Source organism: Sphingomonas faeni (genome assembly GCF_040407495.1).
Classification (GTDB): Bacteria; Pseudomonadota; Alphaproteobacteria; order Sphingomonadales; family Sphingomonadaceae; genus Sphingomonas; species Sphingomonas faeni_D.
Window position 1 is genome coordinate 494,398 of record NZ_JAPZPP010000002.1, and the last position, 25,477, is coordinate 519,874.

16 protein-coding genes and 1 pseudogene are annotated in these 25,477 nt (G+C 65.2%); 3 read left to right on the top strand and 14 right to left on the bottom strand.

Annotated features, from left to right (window positions below; translation table 11 throughout):
* Positions 1-61: 61 nt before the first annotated feature.
* The 11 genes and pseudogenes from O6W96_RS07335 to O6W96_RS07385 all read right to left on the bottom strand — a co-directional run bounded on the left by O6W96_RS07335 (position 62) and on the right by O6W96_RS07385 (position 17,635).
* Positions 62-775, bottom strand: coding sequence for a replication protein A (locus tag O6W96_RS07335; RefSeq protein ID WP_353468943.1), 714 nt, complete (start codon positions 773-775; stop codon positions 62-64).
* A 399-nt stretch (positions 776-1,174) separates the two neighbouring features.
* The gene (locus O6W96_RS07340) at positions 1,175-3,469 is read right to left on the bottom strand and encodes a GDSL-type esterase/lipase family protein (protein ID WP_353468944.1); all 2,295 of its coding nucleotides are present in this window, start codon (positions 3,467-3,469) and stop codon (positions 1,175-1,177) included.
* A 491-nt stretch (positions 3,470-3,960) separates the two neighbouring features.
* The gene (locus O6W96_RS07345; RefSeq protein ID WP_353468945.1) at positions 3,961-6,012 is read right to left on the bottom strand and encodes a discoidin domain-containing protein; all 2,052 of its coding nucleotides are present in this window, start codon (positions 6,010-6,012) and stop codon (positions 3,961-3,963) included.
* A 37-nt stretch (positions 6,013-6,049) separates the two neighbouring features.
* On the bottom strand, positions 6,050-8,929 hold the full coding sequence (locus O6W96_RS07350; protein ID WP_353468946.1) for a TonB-dependent receptor: 2,880 nt from the start codon (positions 8,927-8,929) through the stop codon (positions 6,050-6,052).
* A gap of 119 nt (positions 8,930-9,048) precedes the next feature.
* Entirely contained in the window at positions 9,049-10,392 is a 1,344-nt protein-coding gene (locus O6W96_RS07355) for a glycoside hydrolase family 27 protein (protein WP_353468947.1), read from the bottom strand.
* Positions 10,393-10,394: 2 nt separating this feature from the next.
* Positions 10,395-11,429 (bottom strand): annotated as a pseudogene (locus O6W96_RS07360) (glycoside hydrolase family 43 protein); the annotation flags it as partial.
* Entirely contained in the window at positions 11,426-12,460 is a 1,035-nt protein-coding gene (locus tag O6W96_RS07365) for an arabinan endo-1,5-alpha-L-arabinosidase (RefSeq protein WP_353468948.1), read from the bottom strand. The gene O6W96_RS07365 and the pseudogene O6W96_RS07360, both read right to left, overlap by 4 nt.
* A 50-nt stretch (positions 12,461-12,510) precedes the next feature.
* Positions 12,511-14,097: an alpha-N-arabinofuranosidase gene (locus tag O6W96_RS07370; RefSeq protein WP_353469380.1), complete on the bottom strand. Its 1,587-nt coding sequence runs from the start codon at positions 14,095-14,097 to the stop codon at positions 12,511-12,513.
* A 7-nt stretch (positions 14,098-14,104) separates the two neighbouring features.
* Positions 14,105-15,031 (bottom strand): Gfo/Idh/MocA family protein, encoded by a 927-nt coding sequence (locus O6W96_RS07375; RefSeq protein ID WP_353468949.1) that lies wholly within the window; start codon positions 15,029-15,031, stop codon positions 14,105-14,107.
* Between the two features lie 2 nt (positions 15,032-15,033).
* Positions 15,034-16,026, bottom strand: a complete 993-nt coding sequence (araD1, locus tag O6W96_RS07380) for an AraD1 family protein (RefSeq protein WP_353469381.1) — start codon at positions 16,024-16,026, stop codon at positions 15,034-15,036.
* 58 nt (positions 16,027-16,084) lie between these two features.
* A complete protein-coding gene (locus O6W96_RS07385; protein ID WP_353468950.1) occupies positions 16,085-17,635 on the bottom strand; it encodes an aldehyde dehydrogenase (NADP(+)) in 1,551 nt (516 codons plus the stop codon).
* A 108-nt stretch (positions 17,636-17,743) separates the two neighbouring features.
* On the opposite strand from O6W96_RS07385, the gene O6W96_RS07390 reads away from it, so the two are divergent.
* Positions 17,744-18,529: a FadR/GntR family transcriptional regulator gene (locus O6W96_RS07390; RefSeq protein ID WP_353468951.1), complete on the top strand. Its 786-nt coding sequence runs from the start codon at positions 17,744-17,746 to the stop codon at positions 18,527-18,529.
* A gap of 66 nt (positions 18,530-18,595) precedes the next feature.
* Here the strand turns inward: O6W96_RS07390 and O6W96_RS07395 are convergent, their stop codons facing one another.
* Positions 18,596-19,906, bottom strand: a complete 1,311-nt coding sequence (locus tag O6W96_RS07395) for a sugar MFS transporter (protein WP_353468952.1) — start codon at positions 19,904-19,906, stop codon at positions 18,596-18,598.
* A 155-nt stretch (positions 19,907-20,061) separates the two neighbouring features.
* On the opposite strand from O6W96_RS07395, the gene O6W96_RS07400 reads away from it, so the two are divergent.
* Complete coding sequence (locus O6W96_RS07400) at positions 20,062-21,207, top strand: aldose epimerase family protein (RefSeq protein ID WP_353468953.1); 1,146 nt, start codon at positions 20,062-20,064, stop codon at positions 21,205-21,207.
* Positions 21,208-21,237: 30 nt separating this feature from the next.
* On the top strand, positions 21,238-23,040 hold the full coding sequence (locus O6W96_RS07405) for an IlvD/Edd family dehydratase (RefSeq protein WP_353468954.1): 1,803 nt from the start codon (positions 21,238-21,240) through the stop codon (positions 23,038-23,040).
* Here O6W96_RS07405 and O6W96_RS07410 read toward each other — a convergent pair.
* The gene (locus O6W96_RS07410; protein ID WP_353468955.1) at positions 23,034-23,495 is read right to left on the bottom strand and encodes a MaoC family dehydratase; all 462 of its coding nucleotides are present in this window, start codon (positions 23,493-23,495) and stop codon (positions 23,034-23,036) included. The two genes, O6W96_RS07405 and O6W96_RS07410, sit on opposite strands and share 7 nt — an antisense overlap.
* A complete protein-coding gene (locus O6W96_RS07415; protein WP_353468956.1) occupies positions 23,495-25,333 on the bottom strand; it encodes an acetyl/propionyl/methylcrotonyl-CoA carboxylase subunit alpha in 1,839 nt (612 codons plus the stop codon). The genes O6W96_RS07410 and O6W96_RS07415 overlap by 1 nt, the downstream gene beginning before the upstream one ends.
* Between the last annotated feature and the right edge of the window lie 144 nt (positions 25,334-25,477).

Here is a 25,477-nt window from a genome sequence, read left to right on the forward strand (position 1 = left end):
GGGACCACAGAGGCTTGGTAGACCAGCAAATTTGCGCACGCCAACGGCGTTCCTTTCATATCTAACCTTGTAGGGTCGGGTTCTGACCACCCGGTGAATTCGCGTTACAGAGATCTACGCGACGGCCTAGCGAAGCGAGAGCTCTCGCGAGAGGGGATTCATCGCCGGCACGGAAGGCGGCTAGCTCCTCGGCCGAGATCGTCGCTAGCATCGCAGCGGTTTGCTCTTTCTCGGCCCTCCTGCGGGTCACCTCGTCGTCTGGCATCGGACCCTTCCCCATCATCCGGCGGACCATGTCTGCCGCCTCCTTAGGCAGGCCAAACCAATAGGCGTTCGTCACCTGCTTCACCTGGGGGCCGAAGGCGTCGGGATCCTCGATCGGTTCAAAGCGACGGATCCAGTTGAGAAATCCGTGAGCCTTCAGCCGCGCAAGCGCGCTGACGATCGCGCCGCGCGAACGCCGCAGCCGTTCAGCGAGCGTCGCAATGGCGGGCTCAAGGCGTCCAGTCTTGAAGTCGATCATCCGCATCAACTCACGCAGCACGTCAACGCCGATCGCCCCGAGTGGCCCGTTACGCTTGCCAGCGATCTTGTGCTTCCGATCATACGCCTCGGCAGCACGCATCCGTGCGTTGCGCTCGGCTTTATTGAACGGACGCCAATACCGCTGCTCACGTTCGCCCGCGCGATAGCTGCTGCGGCGGACCGGCTGGCCCGTCCGGTGCCCCTTCTTTGCCTTTCCGCCTGCGATCTGAAAGAGCGAACGCGCGGTCACGACCGGTTAGCCAGTTTGTCGGAGAACCGCAGGCCCCCGTGGCCGGCGCCTCGTTGGTTAGCCAATCCAACATATTGAATTTGCGCGATTAATGCAGACCAGTCGGGTGCACCAAGGCTTTCCGCCGTTTCTTCCCCTCATTGAAAATCCTTATTCCGGTGGTGTTCCGGTGCCATCTGCGGATGGGCCCCCTTTAGATGCGTAAGGAAGGGTAAGAGCGGACCGACGGCAGGCTCGCGAGAAGGAAGCCCGTGGGACCGGCGTGATCGGCTGCGGAACGACAACCTTCATCGTTTCCTGGCTCATTCGAGCGGGCATTTCGAACGCTGATGGGCGCCTACGCCTCGCCGTACACCAACGGCGTACACCGCCCGAACCAGCAGCTTGATGAGGCCGCCCCTAAACAACAATAAAGTCGTGCGCGTTCAATTGCACGGTATCGGTCAACGATATCCGCAAGTCACCATTATCGAATTTCGCATTATTGTTGCTGTCGAACCAAAGCGAATGCTCGTTCTGCACGAACGCAGCATTGATCGCCCGACCGGCCGAAGACAATGCTGCTTGAGCGACCGCCAGGCTCTCAAAATTGCCAAGGAATGCAAACGGCGCCCCGGTGCCGGGCAATTGGATGCGATCGACGCCTGTGACGAAATCCACGATCACATCGCCTCCTTCATCGAAATTATTATAGACGAACAGGTCGGCGCCCAATCCTCCGGTCAGCGTATCGGCGCCGCTCCCGCCGATAAGAACATCGTTCCCCTGACCTCCAACGAGGATGTCATTACCGCCGGCACCGTGCAGCGTAACGAAACCGCCATGATCGTCCGCCGGATTTACGGCGAGACGATCAGCCCGGTCGGACCCGATTACGGTGGACATCAGGTCCTTGCTGCTGCCGATCCACACCTCCTCGACATTCTCGATCGAGTAGAGGGCGTTGCCCGACAGCGCATACCCCTGTTTCAGATCGACATGGTACCCCGCCGCGAACGACGCCGTATCGTTCCCCGAGCCGCCATCAATGGCCCCCCGGGCTACCAAGGAGTCGAACAGCGGCGAATACATAGACCCCTTGCCGTGCACATAGTCGTCGAAGGCGTCTTTGACCCCCGTCAGTGCATCGTCGATCGCTGCCTGATAGCTGAGCTGATGACCAAGGAGGTTGGGATGAACGGACTCGCCCGGACCAAATAGTTCGTCCTGGCTGTGATGCAGTTCGGCATCGAACCAGAATTTCTCTGCATCGATCAGGATCGCGCCTGTGTCATGCGCGACGGTCCGGATCATCGCGTTGACGGCCAGGTAGGTCGACAGGACCGTGAGCGGCTCACCCTTCCAGTCGATCGTGACCAACGCTCGCTGGGCGATCGCATCCAAATCAGCCTGGGTCGGATTGGCGATCACGTCGGGGTAGACGAGCGGAAAGCCGGGCGGCAGACCGAGCGGCACTCTGCCGGTATGGGGGTGCGGCGTGGTCGTCAGCACGATGGCAACGCCGGCAGCCTGCAGATCAGCGATGCGTGCTCGCAGGGCGCGCTCCGCTCCGGGAAGGCTCTCCCCACTGTAAAATTGCGCGGCGCCCCCATCGTTCATTCCGAACGCATCGAAAAGGATATCCGGGCGAAGCGGAAGGATCGCCGATTTGGTAAGGTTCATACCGTCGTAGAGCGTCGATCCGTTCACCGACTGATTATTGAACTGCAAGGAATTCAGATCGGCGGCGGTCAGGATCGCATTCAGCTGCCGGGTAAAATAGGCGACGGGCGCATCCTTCGACGGGTCCGCCAGGGCCGCCCCGGCGCCAACCGATGACCCTTGACCGACAACGAGGTTATCCGACCGATCCGGACCGGAGACGATGATCATGTCGTGTCCGGCACCGGTCGCCACATGATCGCCGTCATGCACGGTGACGAGATCGATGCCTGAGCCATCGATATGGCGTCCTTCGAGTGCGCCCTGCTGGATCCATTGCAGCATGGCACGCGCCGAATCGTGCCCGACCTGGCGAGCGATGTCGGGATTGACCGCGAGGTACGCCGCCGCATCGAAACCCGTGGTTGCGCGATATTCCATCGCACCGTGATTCAGCCAGTGCTGTTCGGCCGCAACCAGATTCAAGCCATAGCCGCCGCGGGCAAGATCGAGATTGCTCGCCACGTACAGCGCGGCATCGAACCCCGTCGTCACGCGACCTTCGAACGCCCCGTGATTGAGCCAATGGTCCATCGCTGCCGGGGGATTGGCTCCGTACCCTGCCCGGATCAGATCGGGATTTGCCAACAGATACTGCTTGGCGTCGAAGCTGGTGTACGACCGGCCCTCCAATGCTCCATAGTGGAGCCAATGGTCGATCACGTTGGCGGAGTCGCGACGGTACCCACCTTGGATCAGGTCCACGTTGCTTGCGAGATAGTTTACGGCATCGAAGCCCGTCGTAGCCCTGCCTTCTTTCGCGCCATGGTCGATATAGTGGTAGGTCGCGGTGACCAGGTTTTCGTAATAGCGACCGCGGATCAGGTCGATGTTGCTGGCGACGTACATCAGCGGATCGAACGTGTCCGTCGCGCGCCCCTCCGCCCTCCCGAAATTCTCGTAGTGCGCCAGCGCATTTGGCAAGTCGTGGCCGTAACCGGCGAGCGTCAGATCGATATTGGAGGCAACATAGATCAAGGGATTTAGGGTCATGCGCACCCTATAGCCCGGCCGCAGCCGCTTACAAGATGTCGGCAACGGACAGCAGAATACGATGCCGAACTTCCCATGCGAAATCCGCACGTGGGTATCGAAAAACAGTGACGCGCTCGACACTTACTGCGCAAGGTGAAAGTATCAGCATTTTGGGAGACGCCAATCAACTGGCGCGCGTCCTCCTGTGGCAACGCTGCAATAAAATCGTAATTGTAAGATATTCCATGCGAGACTGCGTAAAGCAGCTGCTCGATCGACTTTATTGCCCCTCCAAACCTCGTGTCAGTTGCCGGCCTTTCGGAATAGACTCGCAGGCGGACGAGAAAGAGGAAGATCCAGCGCGCACAACGCGGCGCGGTGGCCTCGGTCGAAGAGTCCGCGTCCTGCGCGGCGGTTTGCCGCTACCGCTGCCGACGGTTACGGTCTTCTTCTTTCTGCGCTTGCGATCGTGCCATTCAGACGAAACGCTGCCTGGCGAATGGCGGAGCTCAGAAAATCTTGAATTCGACCAGTCGGGTGCGCTTCGTGGGTGCCTGGGGGAAACTGACCCGGACCTTGCTGGCCGAGACCGGCGTCCATCCGACGGTCGTGATGCCATTGGCAACGGGTATCGTGGCCGGCGCACCAAGCGGCTTCCAGCGTTCGCCATCCCAGATCTGGAACTGGAGCGACCGCGGGGCGGCGAACTCTTTGTCGTCGGCGAAGAACGCGAGCTCCGCGCGTGACACATTGACCGGCTTGCCGAAGTCGACCGAGTACCACTGCACGGCCGACACCTTGGCGGACGATGCGGCCGGCGACTTGGCGGACGACCAGCCGTTGGCGAGTTCAGGGAAGAACCAGATGCGACCGTCGATCGCGTCATGGACGTTTTCCGCGTCGATGGCGCTCGACGCGCTGCCCTTGGGGAAGGCGCCGCGGACGAGTTGCACGGCTTGGTCGATCGGTCGGTCGAGTGGGGGAACGGCCGCGCGCGCGATCGGCACGACGAGTCGCGACAGCGTCGGGCTGTGCGCTGCCCGCCGGCCGTCGATCTCGATGGTCAGGCCCGGCGTGCCGCGATAATGCCGGCCGTCGACATCCCACGTCACCGCGACGCTGTGGCCGTGATAGGGCACGTCCTGCATCCGGAACCACGCCAGTCCCTGCGGATCGGCAGCGCCGGGCAGCAACGGATTGACCTCGAGCACGTCGTCGGCACGCGGGCGTATTCCGACCAGGCCGGTTAGGATCAGGTCAGCGAACCCCGAGTGGAAATAATGATGGCTGCGCGCCAGCCCGACAATCGGGCGGCCGGTGTCCGGGTGGTAATCCTCCTCCAGGTCTAGCCGGTCGCCCTGATAATGCAGCGCCGCATATTGCCGGAGCAACCGCATATAATCGCCACGCGTCACCACCGACTGGCGAAAATGATCGAGCAGGTTGGCGATGCCGGTCAGCACCTGCGTGGTCTGGAACGGCCAGATCGGGCCGTTCCACTGGCATTCGGGCGCGGTACCCTCGTAGCGATATTGCCGCATGTAATGCTCGTAGCTCGGCTCGACCGTCCGCATGCCGGCGGGGCCGCTTAGCCCGTCCCTGGCGAGCAGGTGCGTCCAGGCTCCGGCGAACTTGGCATCGTCGTCGGCGAGGTCGAACGTCCAGGGCAGATACCCGACGAGTTCGCGTCCGCGGATCGGCGTCCAGTATTTCACGAAGGCGTTGTCGACCTTGTAGCGATCGATGAAATGGCCGAGCGGTTCGCTCCACAGGCTGGCCTGGACGCGCGCCTTTATCGCGGCGGCGCGCGCGGCGTATTCGGCGGCGCCCGCCGTGTCGCCGGTCAGCGTCGACAGCCGGGCGATCGCGCGGGCGTTGGCGTACATGTATGCGTTGATCGACGGGCGGAACGAGTCCCCGCCACGGAAGCCATCCTTGCCACCCGACGCGTCGATCGAAGAGATCGTGTATTCGGTCGCGTCGAGCAGTGGTTCGACCCAGTACAGCCCCTTGCTCGTGTCGAAATGGTCGTTCCACGCGGCATACAGCCGACGCATCGCCGCGAGATGCCGGGTCGCGCCTGCCTTGTCGCCATCGACCAGGAACCGGCCATAGACCGAGTCCGCCATGTAATCGGTGAAGTGGCGGTCGTTGCCGCGCCGGTACATGAAATCGATATAATCGTCGGCGAAGCGGCGGTCGCGCAGCCAGCGCCCCTCCCCGATGTGGAAGCCAGTGGCGTCGTTCAGGCTGGCATAGGGCTCGAGCTGCCAGCCGACGTCGTCGAGAAATTCGGTCGAGATATAGCCGTCGGCACCTAGATCGCGCTGGTGCGCGCGGAACAGCGACCAGCGGTAATAATAGACCGCGTCGAGTTTGGGATCGGCGGATTCGAAGAACGGGATACGGTCTTCATACCAGGGCGCATCGTTGCCGAACCGATCGCGGGCGATACGGTGGGTGTCAAGCGATGGCGCAGCCCCCGCCGGCGCGGCGACGACCGAAACGGCCGCCCCGAGCAAGGCGAGGCGGAGGATCGGCCTTACGATGCGTCCGATCATTCCGCCTCTCCTGTTCGGCCGTATGGGCTTGGCCCGATTACTTGAACGTGTAGCGCGCACCGATCGCAAAGGTGCGGCTCAGCAGCGTCGTCCCGAGGTTGAACTTGTCGGGGCCGCCGACGTCCTCGAACTTGTAATAGGTCTGCTGCTTCGACTTGGTGAGGTTCACCGCGTCGAAGGTGAAGCCGAGGCGGTCGGTCGCATTGAGAGTCAGCTGGAGATCGAGGCTCTTCTCCGGGTTGCGCCAGACGCCGATCGGATTGGCGAACAGCCGCGCCTCGTTGTTGGCGAGGAACGCCTTGCGCCAAATGTACGACAGACGCGCACCGATCGGTCCGCGATCATACGCCAGCGTCGCGTTGTACGACAGGTTCGACACGCCGAAGAACGGCGACGACGCCTGGCCCGTGATGTTGCCTGCGGCATCCGACAACGGAATGTTCTGCTTCGAATCGAGCACCGTCAGGCTGCCTTGGAAACCGAGCCCCTTCAACACGCTCGGCAGATAGTCCGGGAAGTAGGTCAGGCCCAGCTCGACGCCCTTGAGCACGCCGTCCGACGCGTTGACCGGCCGCGTGATCGCGAACGAGTTGGTGGCGCCGGCGACAATGCCGTTGTTCAGGATCGTCTCGCGCACCGTCAGCGGCACGACCAGCCCATCGACCTCACGGCGGAAACCGGTCACGAAGATCGCGCTGTTGCGATCGAAATACCACTCGACCGCGACGTCGTAATTCTTCGAATGCGTCGGCTTCAGCGTCGCGGTGCCGGCGCTGCCGCTGCCATAGCCGACATTGGTCAGATCGCCGACCAGGTTGAAGTTCGGATTGATGTCGGTGAAGTTCGGCCGGCGCAGCGTCTGGCCGTAGTTGAACCGCACGCGCAGCTTGTCGGTCAGCTCGTACCGCGCGGTAAAGCTCGGCAGCCAGCGCTGCGATCCGGTCGACACGAACGTCTGCGCGCCGTTGTTGTAGCGATCGAAGAAATTGTAATCGGTATCGACGGTGATGTGGCGGACACCAGCCTGCAGCTTCAGCGGGCGGCCGAAGATCGATACTTCGCCATCCGCCTGGATATAGGCAGCCAGCGTCGTCTCATCGATGTCGAACACGCGTTGCAGCGACAGCTGGCTGGACGTCTTCAACCCATAAAGGCCGCGGACCGTGTCGGCGTTGTCGTGCAGCCAATAGCCGCTCGGCAGCACCCAGCTGCTCGGGGAATCGCTCTTACCGTCGAAGAAATCGGAATTGGTGAACAGCGCTTCCGACGGTAGCGTCGACAAACTGCGCCCGCCAAGCCCGCCCGCATCCTGCGTCCGCACCGACGTCGAGGCCTTGCGATTGTCGTAGCGGAAGCCGGCCTTGATCTGGCGAAGGAAACCTTCGTCCCAACCGTAATAGCCGTCGAGCGTACCCGTGAGCGCGCTGCCCTTGTCGCGGTTGGCGTTGTCGTAGAACTGCGCGATGTTCCACTGTGCCGGGTCGGTCAGCAAGGCGTCGTTGTCGAAATGGTACGACGGAATGCCGCCGCCCGCATTGAAATCGACGTTGATCTGGTTCGCCGTGCGCTCGGTGCGCATCGCGGTGAACGAACTCGTCACTTTGCTCGTCTGGTAGGCGACGTCGCCGATGATCTTGCCGTGCGAACCGACGTCCCATTTGCCGTTGAGCGCATAAACGAAGCTGTCGGTCTTCGACTGGTTATAGTCGCCGCTGTTGAAACCGTAGACGCTGTTGGCGGTGCGGGTCTTGACGATGTTGGTACCGTCATACAGCCCGACCGGCTGCGGGTTGGCCCAGAAGTCGGCGAAGCTGAACTGGAGGCTGTTGAACGTCTCGCCGCGGAAGCCCGCGTAGAAGACCTCGGCGGTGTAGACCGAACTGCTGTTGGGCGCCCATTGCAACGCGATGTTGGCCGAAGGCCGCTCGCGCTTGCCGTACAGATCCGAGCTGAAGATCGCGTCGCGCGACAGGTAATAGGGCGTCTGCACGCCGTTGATGTTGAGCGTCGAGCCCGGCGCGGTCGCAAGCCCGCGGTCGAGACCGGGCGTCCAGTTCTCGTTGTTCGCTCCCGGAAAGATACGCTCGAGTGGCGCGAGGCCGGACCCGGCCGGCGGCGTCTCCGTCGCGAACGGCACCAGCGCGCCTGCGGTGATGGTCTGGTCGCGATACTTGGTGCGGGTGTAGCTGCCGTTCACCAGGATGCCGATATCGCCGATACCGGTGTGCCAGCGGTCGCTGACCAGCAGCGCGACGTTTGGATTATAGGTGTCGGCCTGCTCGTTGTAGATGCCGCGTGCGAGCCCGGAGATCGCGAACCCGTCGAAATCGAACGGACGGCGCGTGGCGACGTCGATCTGGCCGGCAAGACCCGTCTCGATCTGCTCGGCGGCGCGCGTCTTGTAGACGTCGACCTGCTTGACGAGGTTGGCCGAGATATCCTGCAGCGCGAACGCCTGCCCCGCCGCGGTGAAGATGTTGCGACCGTTGAGCGTGGTGAGCGCATCGGGCAGCCCGCGGATCGAGATCGCCGCGGCCTCGCCACCGGTGCGGTTGGTCACCTGGACGCCGGTGACGCGCTGGAGCGCCTCGACGACGTTGTTGTCGGGCAGCTTGCCGACGTCTTCCGAGACGATCGAGTCGACGATCTGCGTCGAGGCCTTGCGGACATTCAGCGCGCCGACGATCGATGCGCGGACGCCGGTAACGACGATGTCCTCATCGGTCTGGTCGGCGGCAGGCTGACCTGCCGCGGAGGGCGTCTGGACCGTATCGCCATCGACGCGTGCGGGTGTACCGGTCGCCGGCAGGTCGGTCTGATCCTGTGGCGTGGTCGGCACGGCCTGCGCATTGGCGGGCGTTCCCAGCATCAGGGCCGCGATCGATGCGGAACACAGAATCAACGACTTCATTGCCATACGGCTCTCCCTGACATGTCCATCCGACCTTATCAGCAGCCGGTATTACTCTGACATTCGCTAGAGATAGACGAACAGCGATGCAAGCCCATATTTGCCTGGCTTGACGGGCGGGATGCTCAGCTTGGCGTGAGCCGATACAGGACGGCGCCGTGCGATGGCAGGCGCGTTTGCAGCATACCGGACGCCTTATTAAGGTTGCGTCGTGCCCAGAGATCACGAACTGCGACACGCCCGGGAAGCCCGATCAGATCGAGCCTGAACTGCAACAAACGCTCTTTCTTGTCTGTGTTAAATAAAGCGAGATAGCGGTCTTTCGACTTCGGGAGCCGGGCCGACCAGACCCGAATGCCATCGGCGACAAAATGCGGCTGATTGTCGTAGCTCGCCTGGTTGACCGCGATCACTTCGGGATTGGTCAGCAGGTCGAGCGTCGGGCGGTCCAGATGACGCAGATCACCCCCCATGATCAGCGGCGATCGCGCGATCGACCACAGGGTCATCAGCGTGCGCTGTTCGTCGGGCGTGAACTTGGTGTCGCGCGCGCCGAGCGCGAGGCGCCCGAGCGGGAGCATGTCCGCATCGGGCCAGCCGCCGGGTACGCGGTGCGCGTTCCAGTTCTCCAGTCGGGTGAACTGCGCTTCGAGCAGCGGCCATTCGTCCCAGAAATCATCGCTGATCCGCCACATCTGCGCAAAGCGACGGACGTGATCGGCGCGGGATACCGGCGTTTCCCCGGGCGACAGGCTCAGGATGATCGGCCGCCTGGTCGCGACGATCGCGGCGTGTGCAGCTTCGATCTCGGGGGCGTGCGCATCGTAGGGACGGCTCATGTCGTCCATCTTGACCAAGTCGACGCCCCAGGATGCGTAGAGCGCGAACACGCTGTCGTAATAGGCTTGCGCGCCGGGCCTGCGCATGTCGACGCCGTACATGTCCGGGTTCCAGGCACAGATGCTGGCGGTGTCGGCGATGTCGCGCGCGCGGTATTTCGTCCCGAACACCGGCAGGTTGCGCTCCACCGCCAGCCGCGGAATACCGCGCATCAGGTGGATGCCGAACCGCAGGCCAAGCGCATGCACCCGGTCGGCGAGCGGGCGGAAGCCCTTGCCGCCGGCGCTCGACGGGAACCGGTTCGGCGCTGGCAGCAACCGGCCATAACCGTCCATCGCCGGTGTCGGCTTGGTCGCGTAGGTGTAACTCTGCGCCCCCGGCTCGTACCACTGGATATCGACGGTGAAGATATCATAGCCCGACGGCAGCAGCTTCTCCGCCATGATCGTCGCGGTCTCGATTGCCTGCGCTTCGGTGATCGTCGTCGCAAAACTGTTCCAGCTGTTCCAGCCCATCGGCGGCGTCGGCGCCAAGAGCTTCGAGCCAGCACTCGCCCCCGCGCCTATCGCGGCCGCGGGCACCGTCGCGGCACCCGCGGCAAGAAACGTCCGCCGATCCAGGCCGCTCACCGCAGCGGGCCGTTGGCAACCGGCTCGCCGAAATCGGGGGTGCCGTCGGGCTTATACGTGAAGGTCTGGACGCGGGTGTGGCGGTTGGGATCGAACAGCGGGTCGCCCTTGATCGCCGCATAGTCGCGCGCGTGATAGACCAGGATGTCGCGGCCGCGCTCGTCGACGGTGAAGCTGTTGTGACCAGGCCCGAAGACCTTGTGCGCGGGCGACGACTTGAACACCGGCTGCGGCGATTTCGTCCAGGCTGCCGGATCCATGATATCGGCATCGTCGCGCGCGGTCAGCATGCCCATGCAATAGCGCGCGTCGGTCGCGCTCGCCGAATAGGTCATGAACAGCTTGCCGTTGCGCGCCAGCAGCGCAGGCGCCTCGGCGACCTTGAACCCGCGGATCTCCCAATCAAGCGTCGGTACCGCCAACCGCGCGGGCTTTGCCGCCAGCGTCAGCGGGGTGGCGAGCGGCGCGAGATAGAGGTTGCTGTTGGTCTCGATCCCCGGCTCGCGCTGTGCCCAGGCAAGATAGCGCGTGCCGCGGTGGACGAAGCTGGTGGAGTCGAGCGTGAAGCTGTCCCACGGCGTCGTCAATTGCCCCAGCACGGTCCAGTTGCCGGTCATCGCGTCGGGTCCGTCGCAGACCACCGCGAAGGTGCGGATACGGAACACGTCCTCGCCGCCACCGCTCGGGCCTGCCGCGAAATACATGATCCAGCGGCCGTCGATCAGGTGCAGTTCGGGTGCCCAGAGGAAGCCGGACATCGGCCCGGTCTTCTCGTGCCGCCACAAGACGCGCTCGTTGGCGGTCGACAGCCCTGCCAGCGTGCGCGAGCGGCGCAGCACGAGCCGGTCGTATTCGGGCACCGAGCCGGTCATGTAATAATAGCCGTCGGTGTGCAGGAAGACCTGCGCATCGGCGCGCTGGCGGACCAGTGGGTTGACCGGCACCGGCGCCTTGGCCGCGACCCGTCCGAGCGCACCGCTAGCGGTCGCAGCACCAGCACCGGCCAGGAACAGCCGTCGTGTGAAATCCATCGTCATGGTCGATTCTCCGCAACTGGCCAGCCATCCGCACCCCAGGCGATCGGTGCGATGCGCAACGTCGGGGTGCCTTTGGTCTGGGAATCATAGGCGTGGTAGACGACATAATCCTTGCCGTCGGTGTCGTGCATCACGCCGGGGTGGCCGGGGCCGCGATAGCGCTGCTTCTCCTGAAGGTCGGCGCGCAGGAAGATCGTCCCCCCGCCCTGCATCATCGCGCTGCCGTCCTTGCCGAGATACGGCCCGGTGATCGCCTTCGATCGGCCGACCACGGTGTAATAGGTGCTGTTCACGCCCTTGCAGCAATAGTCGTAGCTCGCGAGCAGCCAGTAATAGCCGCCATGGCCGATAATGAACGGCGCCTCGACCGGGGCCGGGCCGCCAGCCGGTGCGGGGCGGCGCGCGATCGCGTAGGGCTTTGCCGCGGGGTCGAGCAGCTTGCCGGTCTTGGGGTTCAGCGCGAACAGCTTGATGCCGGTCCAGAAGCTGCCGAGCGACAGCCACTCGCGGCCCTGCGCATCGACGACGTGGTTCGGGTCGATCGCGTTGAAATCGTCCTTGGGCGTCGACATCACCACCAGCCCCTCGTCGCGCCAGCCATAGCCGGGCGCCTTGGGGTCGAGCGTCGGGCTGGTCGCGAGGCCGATCGCGGAGCGGTTCGAGCCGAACGTCGAGACCGAATAATAGAGCCGGTACCGCCCGTCTGCGCTGCGCGAAATGTCGGGCGCCCACATGCCCTTGGTGCCCGGCACCGCCTTGGTCGCCCAGTCCGGCAGGCGCGACAGCGGCGGCGTGCCCGCGGTCCAGTGCACCAGATCGGGCGAGGTGCGTGCGCTCAGCATCTGGCCGTCGAGCCCGGTGCCGTAGACGTAATAGGTATTCCCTGCGCGGATCATCACCGGGTCGTGGACCGGCGCGATATCGCCAGTCAGGCGGGCGTTCAATGCAGGCGGCGTATCGGCGGTTTGCGCCAGCACGCTACTCGCGAGCGTCAGCGCGATCAGTCCGGTCGCCCATTTCGGTGCGGCCATCGTCTCTCTCCCGTAGGTGCGCCCGCCGGTTGCTCCGGCGGGCGTCACGATCACTTCAGTTCGAGCATTACCACCGACATCGGCGGCAACGTCACCGACAGCGTTCCACCGCTCAGGCTAGCGCCGTTGAATGCCCTCGGTGCGACCGCGTTGGGCGCCTCGAAGGTGTTGAGCGCAGTCATCGTCGGCGCGGTCAGCACCTGCCCGGTGACGCTTTGCGCGGTCACGCCGGGCAACGCGGCCGAGACGCTGGTCGGCTTGTTCGGATCGAGGTTCGAGAGCGCGATCCGTACCACGCCGTCCTTGCCGCGCACGGCCGACGCGCTGACCGACGGCATCGTCCACTGGTCCTTGTTGTACCAGGGCGACTTGATGTCGATCGGCAGGACGGTGCCGTCCATGTACGGCTTGTACATCGCGAACACGTGATAGGTCGGCGTCAGCACCATCTTGCTGCCGTCGGTCAGGATCATCGCCTGCAGCACGTTCACCATCTGCGCGATCGCGGTCATCTTCACGCGGTCGGCATGCTTGGCGAAGATGTTGAGGTTGATCGCGGTGACCAGTGCGTCACGCAGCGTGTTCTGCTGGCGCAGGAAACCGGGGTTGGTGCCCGGATCGCCGGCGTACCACGTGCCCCACTCGTCGACCGCGAGCCACATCGTCTTCTTCGGATCGACCTTGTCCATGATCGCCGAATGCTTGGTGATCAGCTCGTCCATCTTGAGCGTCTCGGACAGCGTCTCGGCCCAGCCGCGCTCGTCGAACACGGTCGCGGACGCACGCGGCGGCCAGCCACCGGGGACAGTATAGTAATGCAGCGACAGCGCATCGACCTTGCCGACCAGCTCGCGCGCCATCGTCTCGGTCCAGTGATAGTCGTCGACGTTGGCGCCGCTCGCGATCTTCATCACGCGCGTATCCTTGGGCGCCTTGATGAAGGTGGCATAGCGCCGCGTGACGTCGGCGGCATATTCCGCGCGCATGTTGCCGCCACAGCCCCACAGCTCGTTGCCGACGCCGAAATACGGCACCGCCCACGGCGCCTTGTGGCCGTTCTTGGCGCGTTCGTCGGCGAGCGTGCCGGCGGGCGAGGTCATGTATTCGACCCACTCCGCCATTTCCTGCGGCGTGCCGTTGCCGACGTTGCCGGCGATATACGGCTCGGCACCGAGCAGTCCGGCGAGATCCATGAACTCGTGCGTGCCGACCGTGTTGGGCTCGGTCACGCCGCCCCAATGCGTGTTGATCTTGACCGGGCGCTTGGCCTTCGGGCCGATGCCCTCGCGCCAGTGATATTCGTCGGCGAAGCAGCCGCCGGGCCAGCGCACGACCGGCACGCCGATCCCGCGCAGCGCGGTGACGACATCGGTGCGGAAGCCACGGACGTTGGGAATCTTCGACTTTTCGCCGACCCACAGCCCGCCATAGATGCCGGTGCCGAGGTGTTCCGCGAACTGCGTGAAGATGCGGCGATCATAGGTCGGGCCGGGCGTGTCGGCGTGGACCGTAACGGTTGCCCCGGTCGAACTGGGCGCGGTGGCGGGTGCGTCGGTCTGCGCGGCGGTCTGTGCGGCGCCGATGCCGGCGGTCGACAGCAGGAGCGCGGCGGCTAAGCCCTTCAGCGTGCGGGTCATTTTTGCCTCAATCATCGAAAGCCTCCACGGAATTGCGGGTGCCGCGCAGGAACGCGTCGGCGACGAGTGTGAATGGGGTCGTGTCGACTTCGCTGCGGCCACCGCGGATCAGCGAGGCGAAGCGTGTGTAGAGGCCGGGATATTCCTCGTCGTCGTTATGCACGGTGCCGCTCGGCAGGGTGAGCACCGCGCCCCCCTTGGCGAGGCTGAGCGTGCCGGCGTCGGTCTCGACGGTGATGTCCCAGCTCTGCGGGCCGGTCTGGCGCCAGTCGAGATCCATGCTGATCGGCGTGCCCGAGGCGCTGCGGAAGGTCAGGTCGGCGGCGATCGGCGCGGCGCGATTGGCGGGCGTCGACAGCGTCGCGGCGGTCAGGAAGAACGGTTGGGGCAGGATCTCGGTCGCGATCGACAGTGCGTTGATGCCCGGATCGAACACGCCGAGCCCACCCGGCTCCCAGATCCACGCCTGTCCCGGATGCCACACGCGAACGTCCTCGCGCCAGACGATCGACACGCGCTCGATCTTCCGCTCGGCAAGCCAGGCCTTGGCCGGCGCGACACCTGCCGCGAACCGCGAATGCCAGCCGGCGAACAGCGTCGTTCCCGTCTCGGCAGCCTGCGCTTCGAGCGCATCGACCTCGGCCAGCGTCGCGCCGGGCGGCTTTTCGAGGAAGACGTGCACGCGCTTGGCGAGCGCCATCGAGGCGAGCTCGTAGCGTACCTGTGGCGGCGTGCAGAGCGCGATCGCGTCGATCGCCGGACCGTCGGCGAGCAGCGACTCCAACGACTTGAAGTTGACGACCCCTTCGACGCCGGGATCGCGCGGACTGACGCTAGCGACGAACTCGAAGTCGGCGTTGCCGGCGATCGAGGGCAGATGCTGGTCGCGGGCGATCTTGCCCATGCCGACGACCGCGATTTTAATTGCGGCCATGGTCAGAGTGCCTTCACGACGACGGGCTGCTGTGCGGCCTTGGTCAGCGTGTTGCGCAAGGGGAGCGTGAACGGTGCGGCCTCGATCTCGAACACATCGCCTTCGCGCGTCGTCACGCCATCGGCGAACGACAGCGTCGCGGTGCCGAAGAAATGGACGTGCACGTCGCCCGGACGGCGGAACAGGTGGTATTTGAAGTGATGCGCCTCGAGGTTGGCGATGCTGTGCGACATGTTCGCCTCGCCCGACAGGAACGGCTTTTCCCAGAGCAGCGCGCCGTCGCGGTGAATGCGGCTCGCACCCTCGATATGTTCGGGCGGGGTGCCGACCAGCAGCTCGGGGCCGAGCGACGCCTGGCGCAGCTTCGAATGCGCCAGCCACAAATAATTGTGGCGTTCGGTGACGTGATCGCTGAATTCGTTGGCGAGGCACAGGCCGAGGCGGAACGGCGTGCCGTCGGGACCGATCAGGTAGATCCCGGCAAGCTCTGGCTCCTCGCCGCCATCCTCGGCGAAGTCGGGCATCGCGAGCGGCGCGCCCGGTGCGACCAGACCCGAGCCATCGCCCTTGTAGAACCATTCGGGCTGCTGGCCGCGCGTCCCCGCTGCAGGTTTGCCGCCCTCGACACCTTCGAGGAACATCCGCATCGAATCCGTCTGCTTCTCGGCGTCTGCGGCGGCGCGGTGCATCTTGTCGCGACCTTCAGCGGAGCCAAGATGCGTCAGGCCGGTGCCGGTCATGATCAGGTGGGCGGGATCGACATGATCGATCGGCGAGGTCAGGCAACCGGCAGCGAGTTCGGCGGCGATGTCGACGCTGTCGCCCGTCCCGCAGGCCGCGATCGCGGCGGCGAGATCGGTGCCATCGGCGATCGCGCGTTCGGCCAGCGCACGGACGCTGTCTACGCCGGTAACGAACGCGGCCCCTTCACTGGTGGCAGCGATCACCGATCGCGTGCCGTCGACGCCAACATGCTGCAACAGGCGCAAAGTCATCACACTCTCTCTCCTAAGCGAGACGCCGCTGTTACGGTTCGCCCCCGATATTTTCAGGTCAGTTGGCGGGAACACCGTCGATCAGCCGCGGCGCGGTCGTGCCGTCACGCAACACCTCCGGAAGCAGTTCGGGCAGCAGGTTCTGGTACGACACCGGCCGCAGGAACCGATCGATCGCAAGGCTGCCGACCGAGGTCGTGCGGCCGTCCGACGTCGCCGGGAACGGACCGCCATGCACCATCGCATGGGCGACCTCGACACCGGTAGGCCAGCCGTTCGCCAGGATCCGCCCAGCCTTGCGCTCGAGCAACGGGATCAGTCGCGACGCCATGTCGGCATCAGCGTTGTCCATCTGGATCGTCGCGGTCAGCTGACCCTCGGCGGCGCGCAGTACGGCGTGGAGTTCGTCCTCGCTCGTGCAGCGGACCAGCAACGACGACGCCCCGAACACTTCATGCCCCAGCGCCTTGTCGCTCAGGAACTGCGCGGCGGTCGTCTCGAAGAATGCCGCCTGCCCTTGCGCGACGCCTTCGCCGACCTTGCCGCGCGAAATCTCCTTCACCGCCTCATGGCTGGCGAGTGCGGCGATGCCCTGCTCGTACGCGGCGTGGATACCGCCCGTGAGCATCGTCGCAGCCGGTGCGTCGGGCAGTGCGGCAGCGGCGGCGGAGACGAATGCGTCGAGCCCCTCACCTTCGACCGCGAGCACGAGACCGGGATTGGTGCAGAACTGCCCCGCACCCATCGTCAGCGACCCGACGAACGCCGTACCGAGTGCCGCGCCGCGCGCTTTCAGAGCCTCGGGCAGCAGCACGACCGGGTTGATGCTCGACATCTCGGCATAGACCGGAATCGGAACTTCACGCGCCTGCGCCAGCTTGACGAGCGCAAGCCCCCCTGCCCGCGATCCGGTGAAGCCGACTGCCGCGATCCGGAGATCCTGCACCAGCGCGCTGCCGAGCTCGTTGCCCGGACCGACCAGATGCGAGAACACGCCCGCCGGCAATCCGCACGCAGCGACCGCAGCCTCGATCGCGCCGGCGACCAGCGCGCCGGTGGCGGGATGCGCAGGGTGACCCTTGACGACGACCGGGCAACCGGCCGCAAGCGCCGACGCGGTGTCGCCGCCGGCGGTCGAGAAGGCGAGCGGGAAATTGCTCGCGCCGAACACCGCGACCGGGCCGAGCGCGATCATCCGCAAGCGCAGGTCGGGACGCGGCAACGGCGCGCGATCGGGCAGTGCCGGATCGATCCGAAGCCCCATCCAGCCGCCACGACGAACGACGCCCGCGAACAGCTTGAGCTGGCCGACGGTGCGGCCGCGCTCGCCTTCCAGTCGTGCGCGCGGCAGGCCGCTCTCGCGCATCGCGGTAACGATCAGGTCGTCGCCGAGCGCGACGATCTCGTCACCGATCCGCTCCAGGAAATCGGCCCGCGCCTCATTGCCGGTCGCGCGATACGTATCGAATGCCGCCTCGGCGGCGGCGCAGGCGGCCTCGACGTCGGCGGGACCGTGCACTGCAATGGGATCACCCACCGCGCTGCCGGTAGCGGCATCGATCGATCGAAACGCCGAATGCTCGGCCTGGCTTGTGCGTGTGTCTGACATGGTATCCACTCCCTATACTCCGACATATAAGCGGCGCCAGAGTTTGGCAATCTTTGTCGTTCCTTGATCGCACGCGGACTGTTACCCCGTGTTCAGGGAGCAAGCGCTATGACGAATGTCGTTCATATTGAGGATCGTATCGGCGAGCCCGACGAGAGCGGTAGTGGGGACGAAACGCTGGTCGTCCGCGTGCCGCGCGGCACCGGTCGGCGCCTTCACGGTGCGGTCGCGCACAAGCTCGGCACCGCGATCTTGTCGGGGGAGTATGCACCGGGCGACACCCTGTCGGGCGAGGTCGAGTTCTCGAAAACGCTCGACGTGTCGCGCAGCGCCTACCGCGAGGCGGTCCAGGTCCTGACCGCCAAGGGACTGGTCGAAAGCCGTCCGAAGATCGGCACGCGCGTCCTGCCCCGCAGCCGGTGGAACCTGCTCGATCCCGACGTGCTCGCCTGGGCATTCGCCGGCGAGCCCGACATCGCCTTCGTCCGCGGGCTGTTCGAACTGCGTGCGATCGTCGAGCCCGCCGCGGCAGCGCTGGCGGCGGAACGTCGCGAACGGACCGACCTGAAGATCATGAAGGATGCGCTGGCGGCGATGCGTCGCCATACGCTGGCCACCGAAGCGGGGCGCGCGGCGGATCGCGAGTTTCACGACGCGGTGCTGACCGCGACGCGCAACGATGCGCTGATCGTGCTGAGCGCGAGCATCGGTGCCGCGGTCAACTGGACGACGCAGTTCAAACAGCGCGCCCGTGCCCTGCCCCGCAATCCGATCCCCGATCACGTACTGGTCTATGATGCGATCGCCGCGGGCGATGCGGCCGGCGCCAGTGCGGCGATGCGGACGCTGGTCGACCTGGCGCTGGAGGATACGAAACTGGCAATGGCGCGCTGATCGCAGGCCATCGCCATCTGGTCGTCTGCCGCTGGCTCGGCGCCCCCAGTGAGGGGGCGCACCACGTCAGGGAACGGCGACCGGATCGGGCAACGCATCGGTCACGCGCGAGCCCCAGATCGCATAGAACAGGATATAGAGTTCGCACGCTGCGGTCAGCAGGAACGAGATCTGCAACCCGTAGGTGTCGGCGAGCCAGCCTTGGACGATCACCAGCGCACCGCCGGCGATCGCCATGATCAGCAGCCCCGACCCTTCCTCGGTCAGCGGCCCCAGGCCGCGGATGCCGAGCGTGAAGATCGTCGGGAACATGATCGAGTGGAACAGCCCGACCGAGATCAGCGCCCACATCGCGACGTGGCCGGTGGTGAAGGTCGCCACCAGCATCACGACGAACGCGCCGATGCTCGCCACCGCCAGTACGCGCTCGGCGGGGATCGTCCGCATCACGACGCTGCCGACCAACCGGCCGACCATCATGCCGCCCCACAGGATGAACAGGTAATGCGACGCCTGTTCGTGCGTCAGATTGCCGATCTGCGGCTGGCTGACGAAGTTGATGAACAGATTGGCGACGCCGATCTCGGCGATCAGATAAATGAAGATCGCCGGAATGCCGAGCACGAGGTTGCGGTGCGACCACAGCGACAGACCCTTGCGGCCCGCCTTGGCCGAGCGCTGCGTCGACGCGCCCATCGCGGGTAGCGGAAAGCGCGCGATGACGATCGCGAGCACTACCAGAACGCCCGCGACGATCAGGTACGGCAACACCACGGACTGCGCATCGGCGAGCCGCTCAGCCGGGGTCAGCACCGCAGTAGACCCGGCAACCGCGGTCCCCGAGGTCGAGCGGCCAAGGATCAGATAGCCACCGAACAACGGCGCCAGCGTCGCGCCGGCCGAGTTGAACGCCTGCACCAGGTTCAACCGCGACGACGCGGTCTCGGGCGGACCGACGACCGCCACATACGGGTTGGCGGCAACCTGAAGCAGCGTGATGCCGCTCGCGATCACGAACAGCGCGACCAGCGTGACGCCGTAGCTGGGCAGGCGCGCGGCCGGCACCATCATCAGCGCACCGACCGCCATCAGGCCGAGCCCGAACACCATCGCGCGCTGATAGCCGACCCGCTCGATCAGCTTGGCGGACGGGATCGACGCGAAGAAATAGGCGATGAACCAGACGCTCTCGATCAGCGTGGTCTGCGTATAGCTGAGGTCGAACACGCTGCGCAGGTGCGGCAGCAGCGTGTTGTTGATGACTGTGATGAAGCCCCACATGAAGAACAGGCTGGCAAGCAGGGTCAGTGCGGAGCGGTAACTGGGACTGCCCCCCGGCGGCCCCTGTGTCGCTGCGCCCTCGACGGGTCGTCGCATCTGTATCGGCATCGCCATAATCGCTCACCCTCCGTGCCATGTCTGCGACTGAACCACAGTCTTTTACCGCATGGCTTGCTCAGAAATATATTGTCCGACTATATAGCCTCACAAGGCGCGTCAACGGCGTCGAGCGATTAAGGACGGGAACCGGAATGCGCGCAATCACAAAGTCGGGGATCATCGCGGCCACTGCGTTGACGATAGTGTCGTCACACGCAGCGAACGCCGCATCGGCCAAGCGCGAAGCGTTCGGCAAATTACCCGACGGCACCGCGATCGAAGCCGTCACGCTGACCGGCACCAATGGTGTCAGCGCGCGGATCATGACGCTCGGCGCGACGCTCCAGTCGTTCAACGCACCCGATCGCAACGGCAAGACCGCCGACATCACGCTCGGCTATGACGATGCCGCAAGCTACGTCACCGCCCCCAATTTCTGGGGCCAGACGATCGGTCGCTATGCCAACCGCATCGCCGGCGGTCGCTTCATGCTCGACGGCAAGCCCTATCAGATCACGCTCAACGACAAGACCAACACGCTGCACGGCGGCACGGTCGGCTTCGACAAGCATGTCTGGAAGATCGTGTCGGTCACCAATGGCGCGCAGGCGAAGGTCGTGATGACGCTGACCAGCCCGGCGGGCGATCAGGGCTATCCCGGCAAGTTGTCTGTAAAGGTGACCTACGCGCTCGACGACAAGGGTGCGCTGACGATCGACTTCGACGCGACCAGCGATGCGCCGACGATCGTCAACATGACCAACCACGCGCTGTTCGATCTGGCGGGCGAAGGCTCGGCGACCGGGATCTACGGCCAGCGGCTGACGATCCCGGCGCAGCGCTACACGCCCGTCAACGCGACGCTGATCCCGACCGGCGAACTGAAGCCGGTCGCGGGCACAGTGTTCGACTTCACCAGGGGCCGCGCGCTATCCGACGGCATCCGCGACGGCCGCGATCCGCAGATCGTCATCGGTCGCGGCTGGGATCACAACTTCGTGCTCGACAAGGGCGCGACGCCGCAGCCCGGCCTCGCCGCGCGCGTGGAAGATCCGGCGTCGGGCCGCGTGCTCGAAGTGCTGACGACCGAGCCGGGCGTGCAATTCTATTCGGGCAATTTCCTCGACGGGTCGCTGGTCGGCAAATCGGGCCATGTCTACCGGATGGGCGACGGCCTCGCGCTCGAACCGCAGAAGTTTCCGGATACGCCCAACCAGCCCGCGTTCGGCTCGGCGCGCGTCGACCCCGGCAAGCCCTATCACCACCGCATGATCTACCGCGTTTCCGTCGCGCGCTGATCTCGACCCCGATCTTCCAGAAAGCCTCTCATGACCGACTTGCCCACTTCCGCCCCCAAGCTCCGCAGCCGCGCGTGGTTCGACAACCCCGAGAATATCGACATGACCGCGCTCTATCTGGAGCGCTATCTGAACTTCGGGCTGAGCCTGGAGGAACTGCGCTCGGGCAAGCCGATCATCGGCATCGCGCAGACCGGCAGCGACCTGTCGCCGTGCAACCGCCACCACTTGGTGCTGGCTGAACGCTTGCGCGAAGGTATCCGTGAAGCCGGCGGCATCGCGCTCGAGTTCCCGGTCCATCCGATCCAGGAAACCGGCAAGCGCCCGACCGCCGGGCTCGATCGCAATCTCGCCTATCTGGCGCTGGTCGAGGTGCTCTACGGCTACCCGCTCGACGGCGTCGTGCTGACGATCGGTTGCGACAAGACGACGCCAGCGTGCCTGATGGCCGCTGCGACCGTCAACATCCCGGCGATCGCGCTCTCCGTAGGGCCGATGCTCAACGGCTGGCACAAGGGTGAGCGGACCGGCTCGGGCACGATCGTCTGGAAGGCGCGCGAACTGCTCGCGACCGGCGCGATCGACGACGAGGGCTTTATCAAGCTCGTCGCGTCGTCGGCACCGTCGACCGGTTACTGCAACACGATGGGCACCGCGACGACGATGAACAGCCTTGCCGAAGCGCTCGGCATGCAGCTGCCAGGCTCGGCTGCGATCCCTGCGCCGTACCGTGATCGCCAGGAAGTCGCGTATCGCACCGGCAAGCGGATCGTCGACATGGTTTCGGAAGATCTGAAGCCAAGCGACATCCTGACCAAGGAGGCGTTCCACAACGCGATCGTGGTCAATTCGGCGATCGGCGGTTCGACCAACGCACCGATCCACCTCGCCGCGATCGCGCGCCATATCGGTGTCGACCTGCCGATCGACGACTGGCAGACGCACGGACACAAGGTGCCATTGATGGTCAACCTCCAGCCAGCGGGCGAATATCTCGGCGAAGATTATTACCATGCCGGCGGCGTGCCCGCGGTGGTCGCCGAGCTGATGAAGCAGGGCCTGATCCACGAAGACGCGATGACCGCGAATGGCAAGTCGATCGGCGACAATTGCCGGACCGCGACGATCGAGGACGAGCGCGTCATCCGCCCATTCGCGACGCCTCTGCTGGAGGACGCGGGCTTCATCGTGCTGCGCGGCAATTTGTTCGACTCGGCGATCATGAAGACCAGCGTGATCTCGCCAGAGTTCCGCGAGCGGTATTTGAGCAACCCGGACGATCTCGAGGCGTTCGAGGGCCCTGCGGTCGTGTTCGACGGGCCGGAGGATTATCACCACCGGATCGACGATCCTTCGCTCGGGATCACCACCGACACGTTGTTGTTCATGCGTGGCGCGGGGCCGATCGGTTATCCGGGCGCGGCCGAGGTCGTGAACATGCGGCCGCCGGCGTACCTGATCCGCGAAGGCGTCCACGCGCTTCCCTGCATCGGCGACGGTCGCCAGTCGGGAACGTCGGGCTCGCCCTCGATCCTTAACGCCTCGCCCGAAGCGGCGGCGATGGGTGGGCTCGCGCTTATCCGGACCGGCGACAGGGTTCGCATCGATCTCGCCAAGGGCAGCGCCAACGTGCTGATCTCCGACGAGGACCTTGCCGAGCGCCGCCGGGCGCTGACCGAGGCGGGTGGCTATGCCTTCCCGCGTTCGCAGACGCCGTGGCAGGAAATCCAGCGAGCGACCGTCGGCCAGATGGAGACGGGTGCGATCCTCGAAGGTGCCGAGAAGTACCAGCGGATCGCGCAGACGATGGGCCTACCGCGCGACAATCACTGAGGAGGACTTGCGCGCCGCTCGATCAGGGCGGTGCGCAGGCATTGGCAGACGACCTCGTCGCGCTGGTTGATGAGGCGGTGCGTGAAGGTGACGATGCCCGCGTTCGGGCGCGACTTGCTGGGTTTCAGGTCGGTAACTTCGGTCTGGCAGCGCATCGTGTCGCCGATGAACACGGGCTTTGGGTGCACCAGCTTGTCGTAGCCGAGATTGGCGACGAGCGTGCCGAGCGTCGTCTCGCCGACCGACAGCCCGACCATCAGCGCGAAGGTGAAGGTGCCGTTGACGAGGATCCGGCCGAACTCGCTCGCCTTCGCCGCCTCGATATCAAGGTGGAGCGGCTGCGGGTTGTGCGTCATCGTCGAGAACAGGAGGTTGTCCGTCTCGGTCACGGTGCGGCGGATCTCGTGCTCGATCCGGTCGCCGATGCTCCAGTCGTCGAAATAGCGGCCGGCCATTAGGAATCCTTCTCGATGCGGACGAGCATGGTGCCCTCGGTCACCTGCCCGCCCTCGATGGCGTTGAGGTCCGCGACAATGCCGTCGAACGGCGCTGTCAGGGAGTGCTCCATCTTCATCGCCTCGAGCGTGACGAGCTTCTGGCCCTTGGCGACGGTATCGCCCGCTGCCACGTCGACCGCGATGATGCGGCCGGGCATGGGAGACAGGATCGCACCGTCCGCTGCTCTGCCCGCAGCGACACCCGACGCACGCCACGGTTTGAGCTGCCAGGTCTGGCCGGCTTCGGAGATCAGGACGTCTTCGAACGCCGACGTCGTTCCGGCCTGTCCGTCGAGATCGACCTCGACCGGTTCGCCGTCGAGCAGGAACGTCGCGCTGCGGCGGGGGGCGGCATTGAGGCGGAAGCCGGCGATCGGGTCGGCGGATACGAGCGCGCCGGCGGCCTCAGCCAACGCCTCCTCGGTCGGGTGCGTCGGCGGCATGAGCGCGTCGCCTTCGCGGGCGATCAGCCCGGTGTCGAGCGTGCCCGCTACGAAGTCGGGATGGTCGAGCGCCTCGACGAGGAACCCCGCGTTTGAGCGTACCGGCCAGACGACCGCACCGTCTAGCGCATATGCCAAGGCCTCGCGCGCAGTCTCTCTGTCTTCGCCCCAGACGATGACCTTGGCGATCATCGGGTCGTAGAAAGGCGAGATTTCAGCTCCCTGCTCTACCCCGGTATCGACGCGGGCGGTGGTGCCGAGGTCGAAGCGTTCGAGTGTGCCGATCGACGGCAGGAACCCCTTGGCGGGATCCTCCGCATACAGCCGCGCTTCCATTGCCCAGCCGTCGATCGCCAGTTCGTCCTGCCGCTTGGGCAAGGGCTCGCCCGACGCGACGCGGAGTTGCCATTCGACGAGGTCCTGGCCAGTGATCTCTTCGGTGACCGGATGCTCGACCTGCAACCGCGTGTTCATTTCCATGAACCAGATGCGGTCGGCGCGGAGGCCTTCGCTGGCGTCGGCGATGAATTCGATCGTGCCGGCGCCAACGTAATCGACCGCCTTGGCGGCCTTGACCGCGGCGGCGCAGATGGCGTCGCGGGTGGCGGCGTCCATGCCGGGTGCGGGGGCTTCCTCGATCACCTTCTGGTGGCGGCGCTGGAGCGAGCAGTCGCGTTCGAACAGGTGGACGACGTTGCCGTGGCTGTCGCCGAAGACCTGCACCTCGATATGGCGCGGCGAGAGAATGTATTTCTCGATCAGCACGTCGGTATTGCCGAACGACGAGGCCGCCTCACGCTGGCACGAGACTAGGGAGTCGGCGAATTCGGCAGCCGTATCGACGCGGCGCATGCCCTTACCGCCGCCGCCGGCGACCGCCTTGATGAGGACGGGGTAGCCGATCGCGTCGGCCTCCGTCTGCAATCGGTCTTGGGACTGGTCTTCGCCGAGATAGCCCGGCGTGACGGGTACGCCAGCGGCGATCATGCGCTGTTTCGCGGCGTCCTTGAGGCCCATCGCGCGGATGCTGTCGGGGTTGGGGCCGACCCAGATCAGCCCGGCGTCGAGCACGGCCTGGGCGAAGTCGGCATTCTCGGACAGGAAGCCGTAGCCGGGGTGGATAGCCTCGGCCCCGGTGTCGAGCGCGGCGGCAATGATGCGGTCGCCGACGAGGTAGCTTTCGCGCGCCGGAGACGCGCCGATGTGCACGGCTTCGTCGGCCTGGCGGACGTGGAGAGCGTTCGCGTCGGCGTCCGAATAGACCGCGACGGTGCGAATGCCGAGCGCCCTTGCGGTGCGGATGATGCGGCAGGCGATCTCGCCGCGATTGGCGATCAGGAGCGATTCGATCATCGGTTCAGCCGAGTGAAGTATAGAAAGTGTAGACGCCCACGCGATGTGCACTTCGTGTTGGAAAGGGTGTCGCGGGCTTGGATATCGACGGACGGGATCGGCTGTTTCAGCATGGCGATCCCGGCATAGGCCGATGTGGGCGGT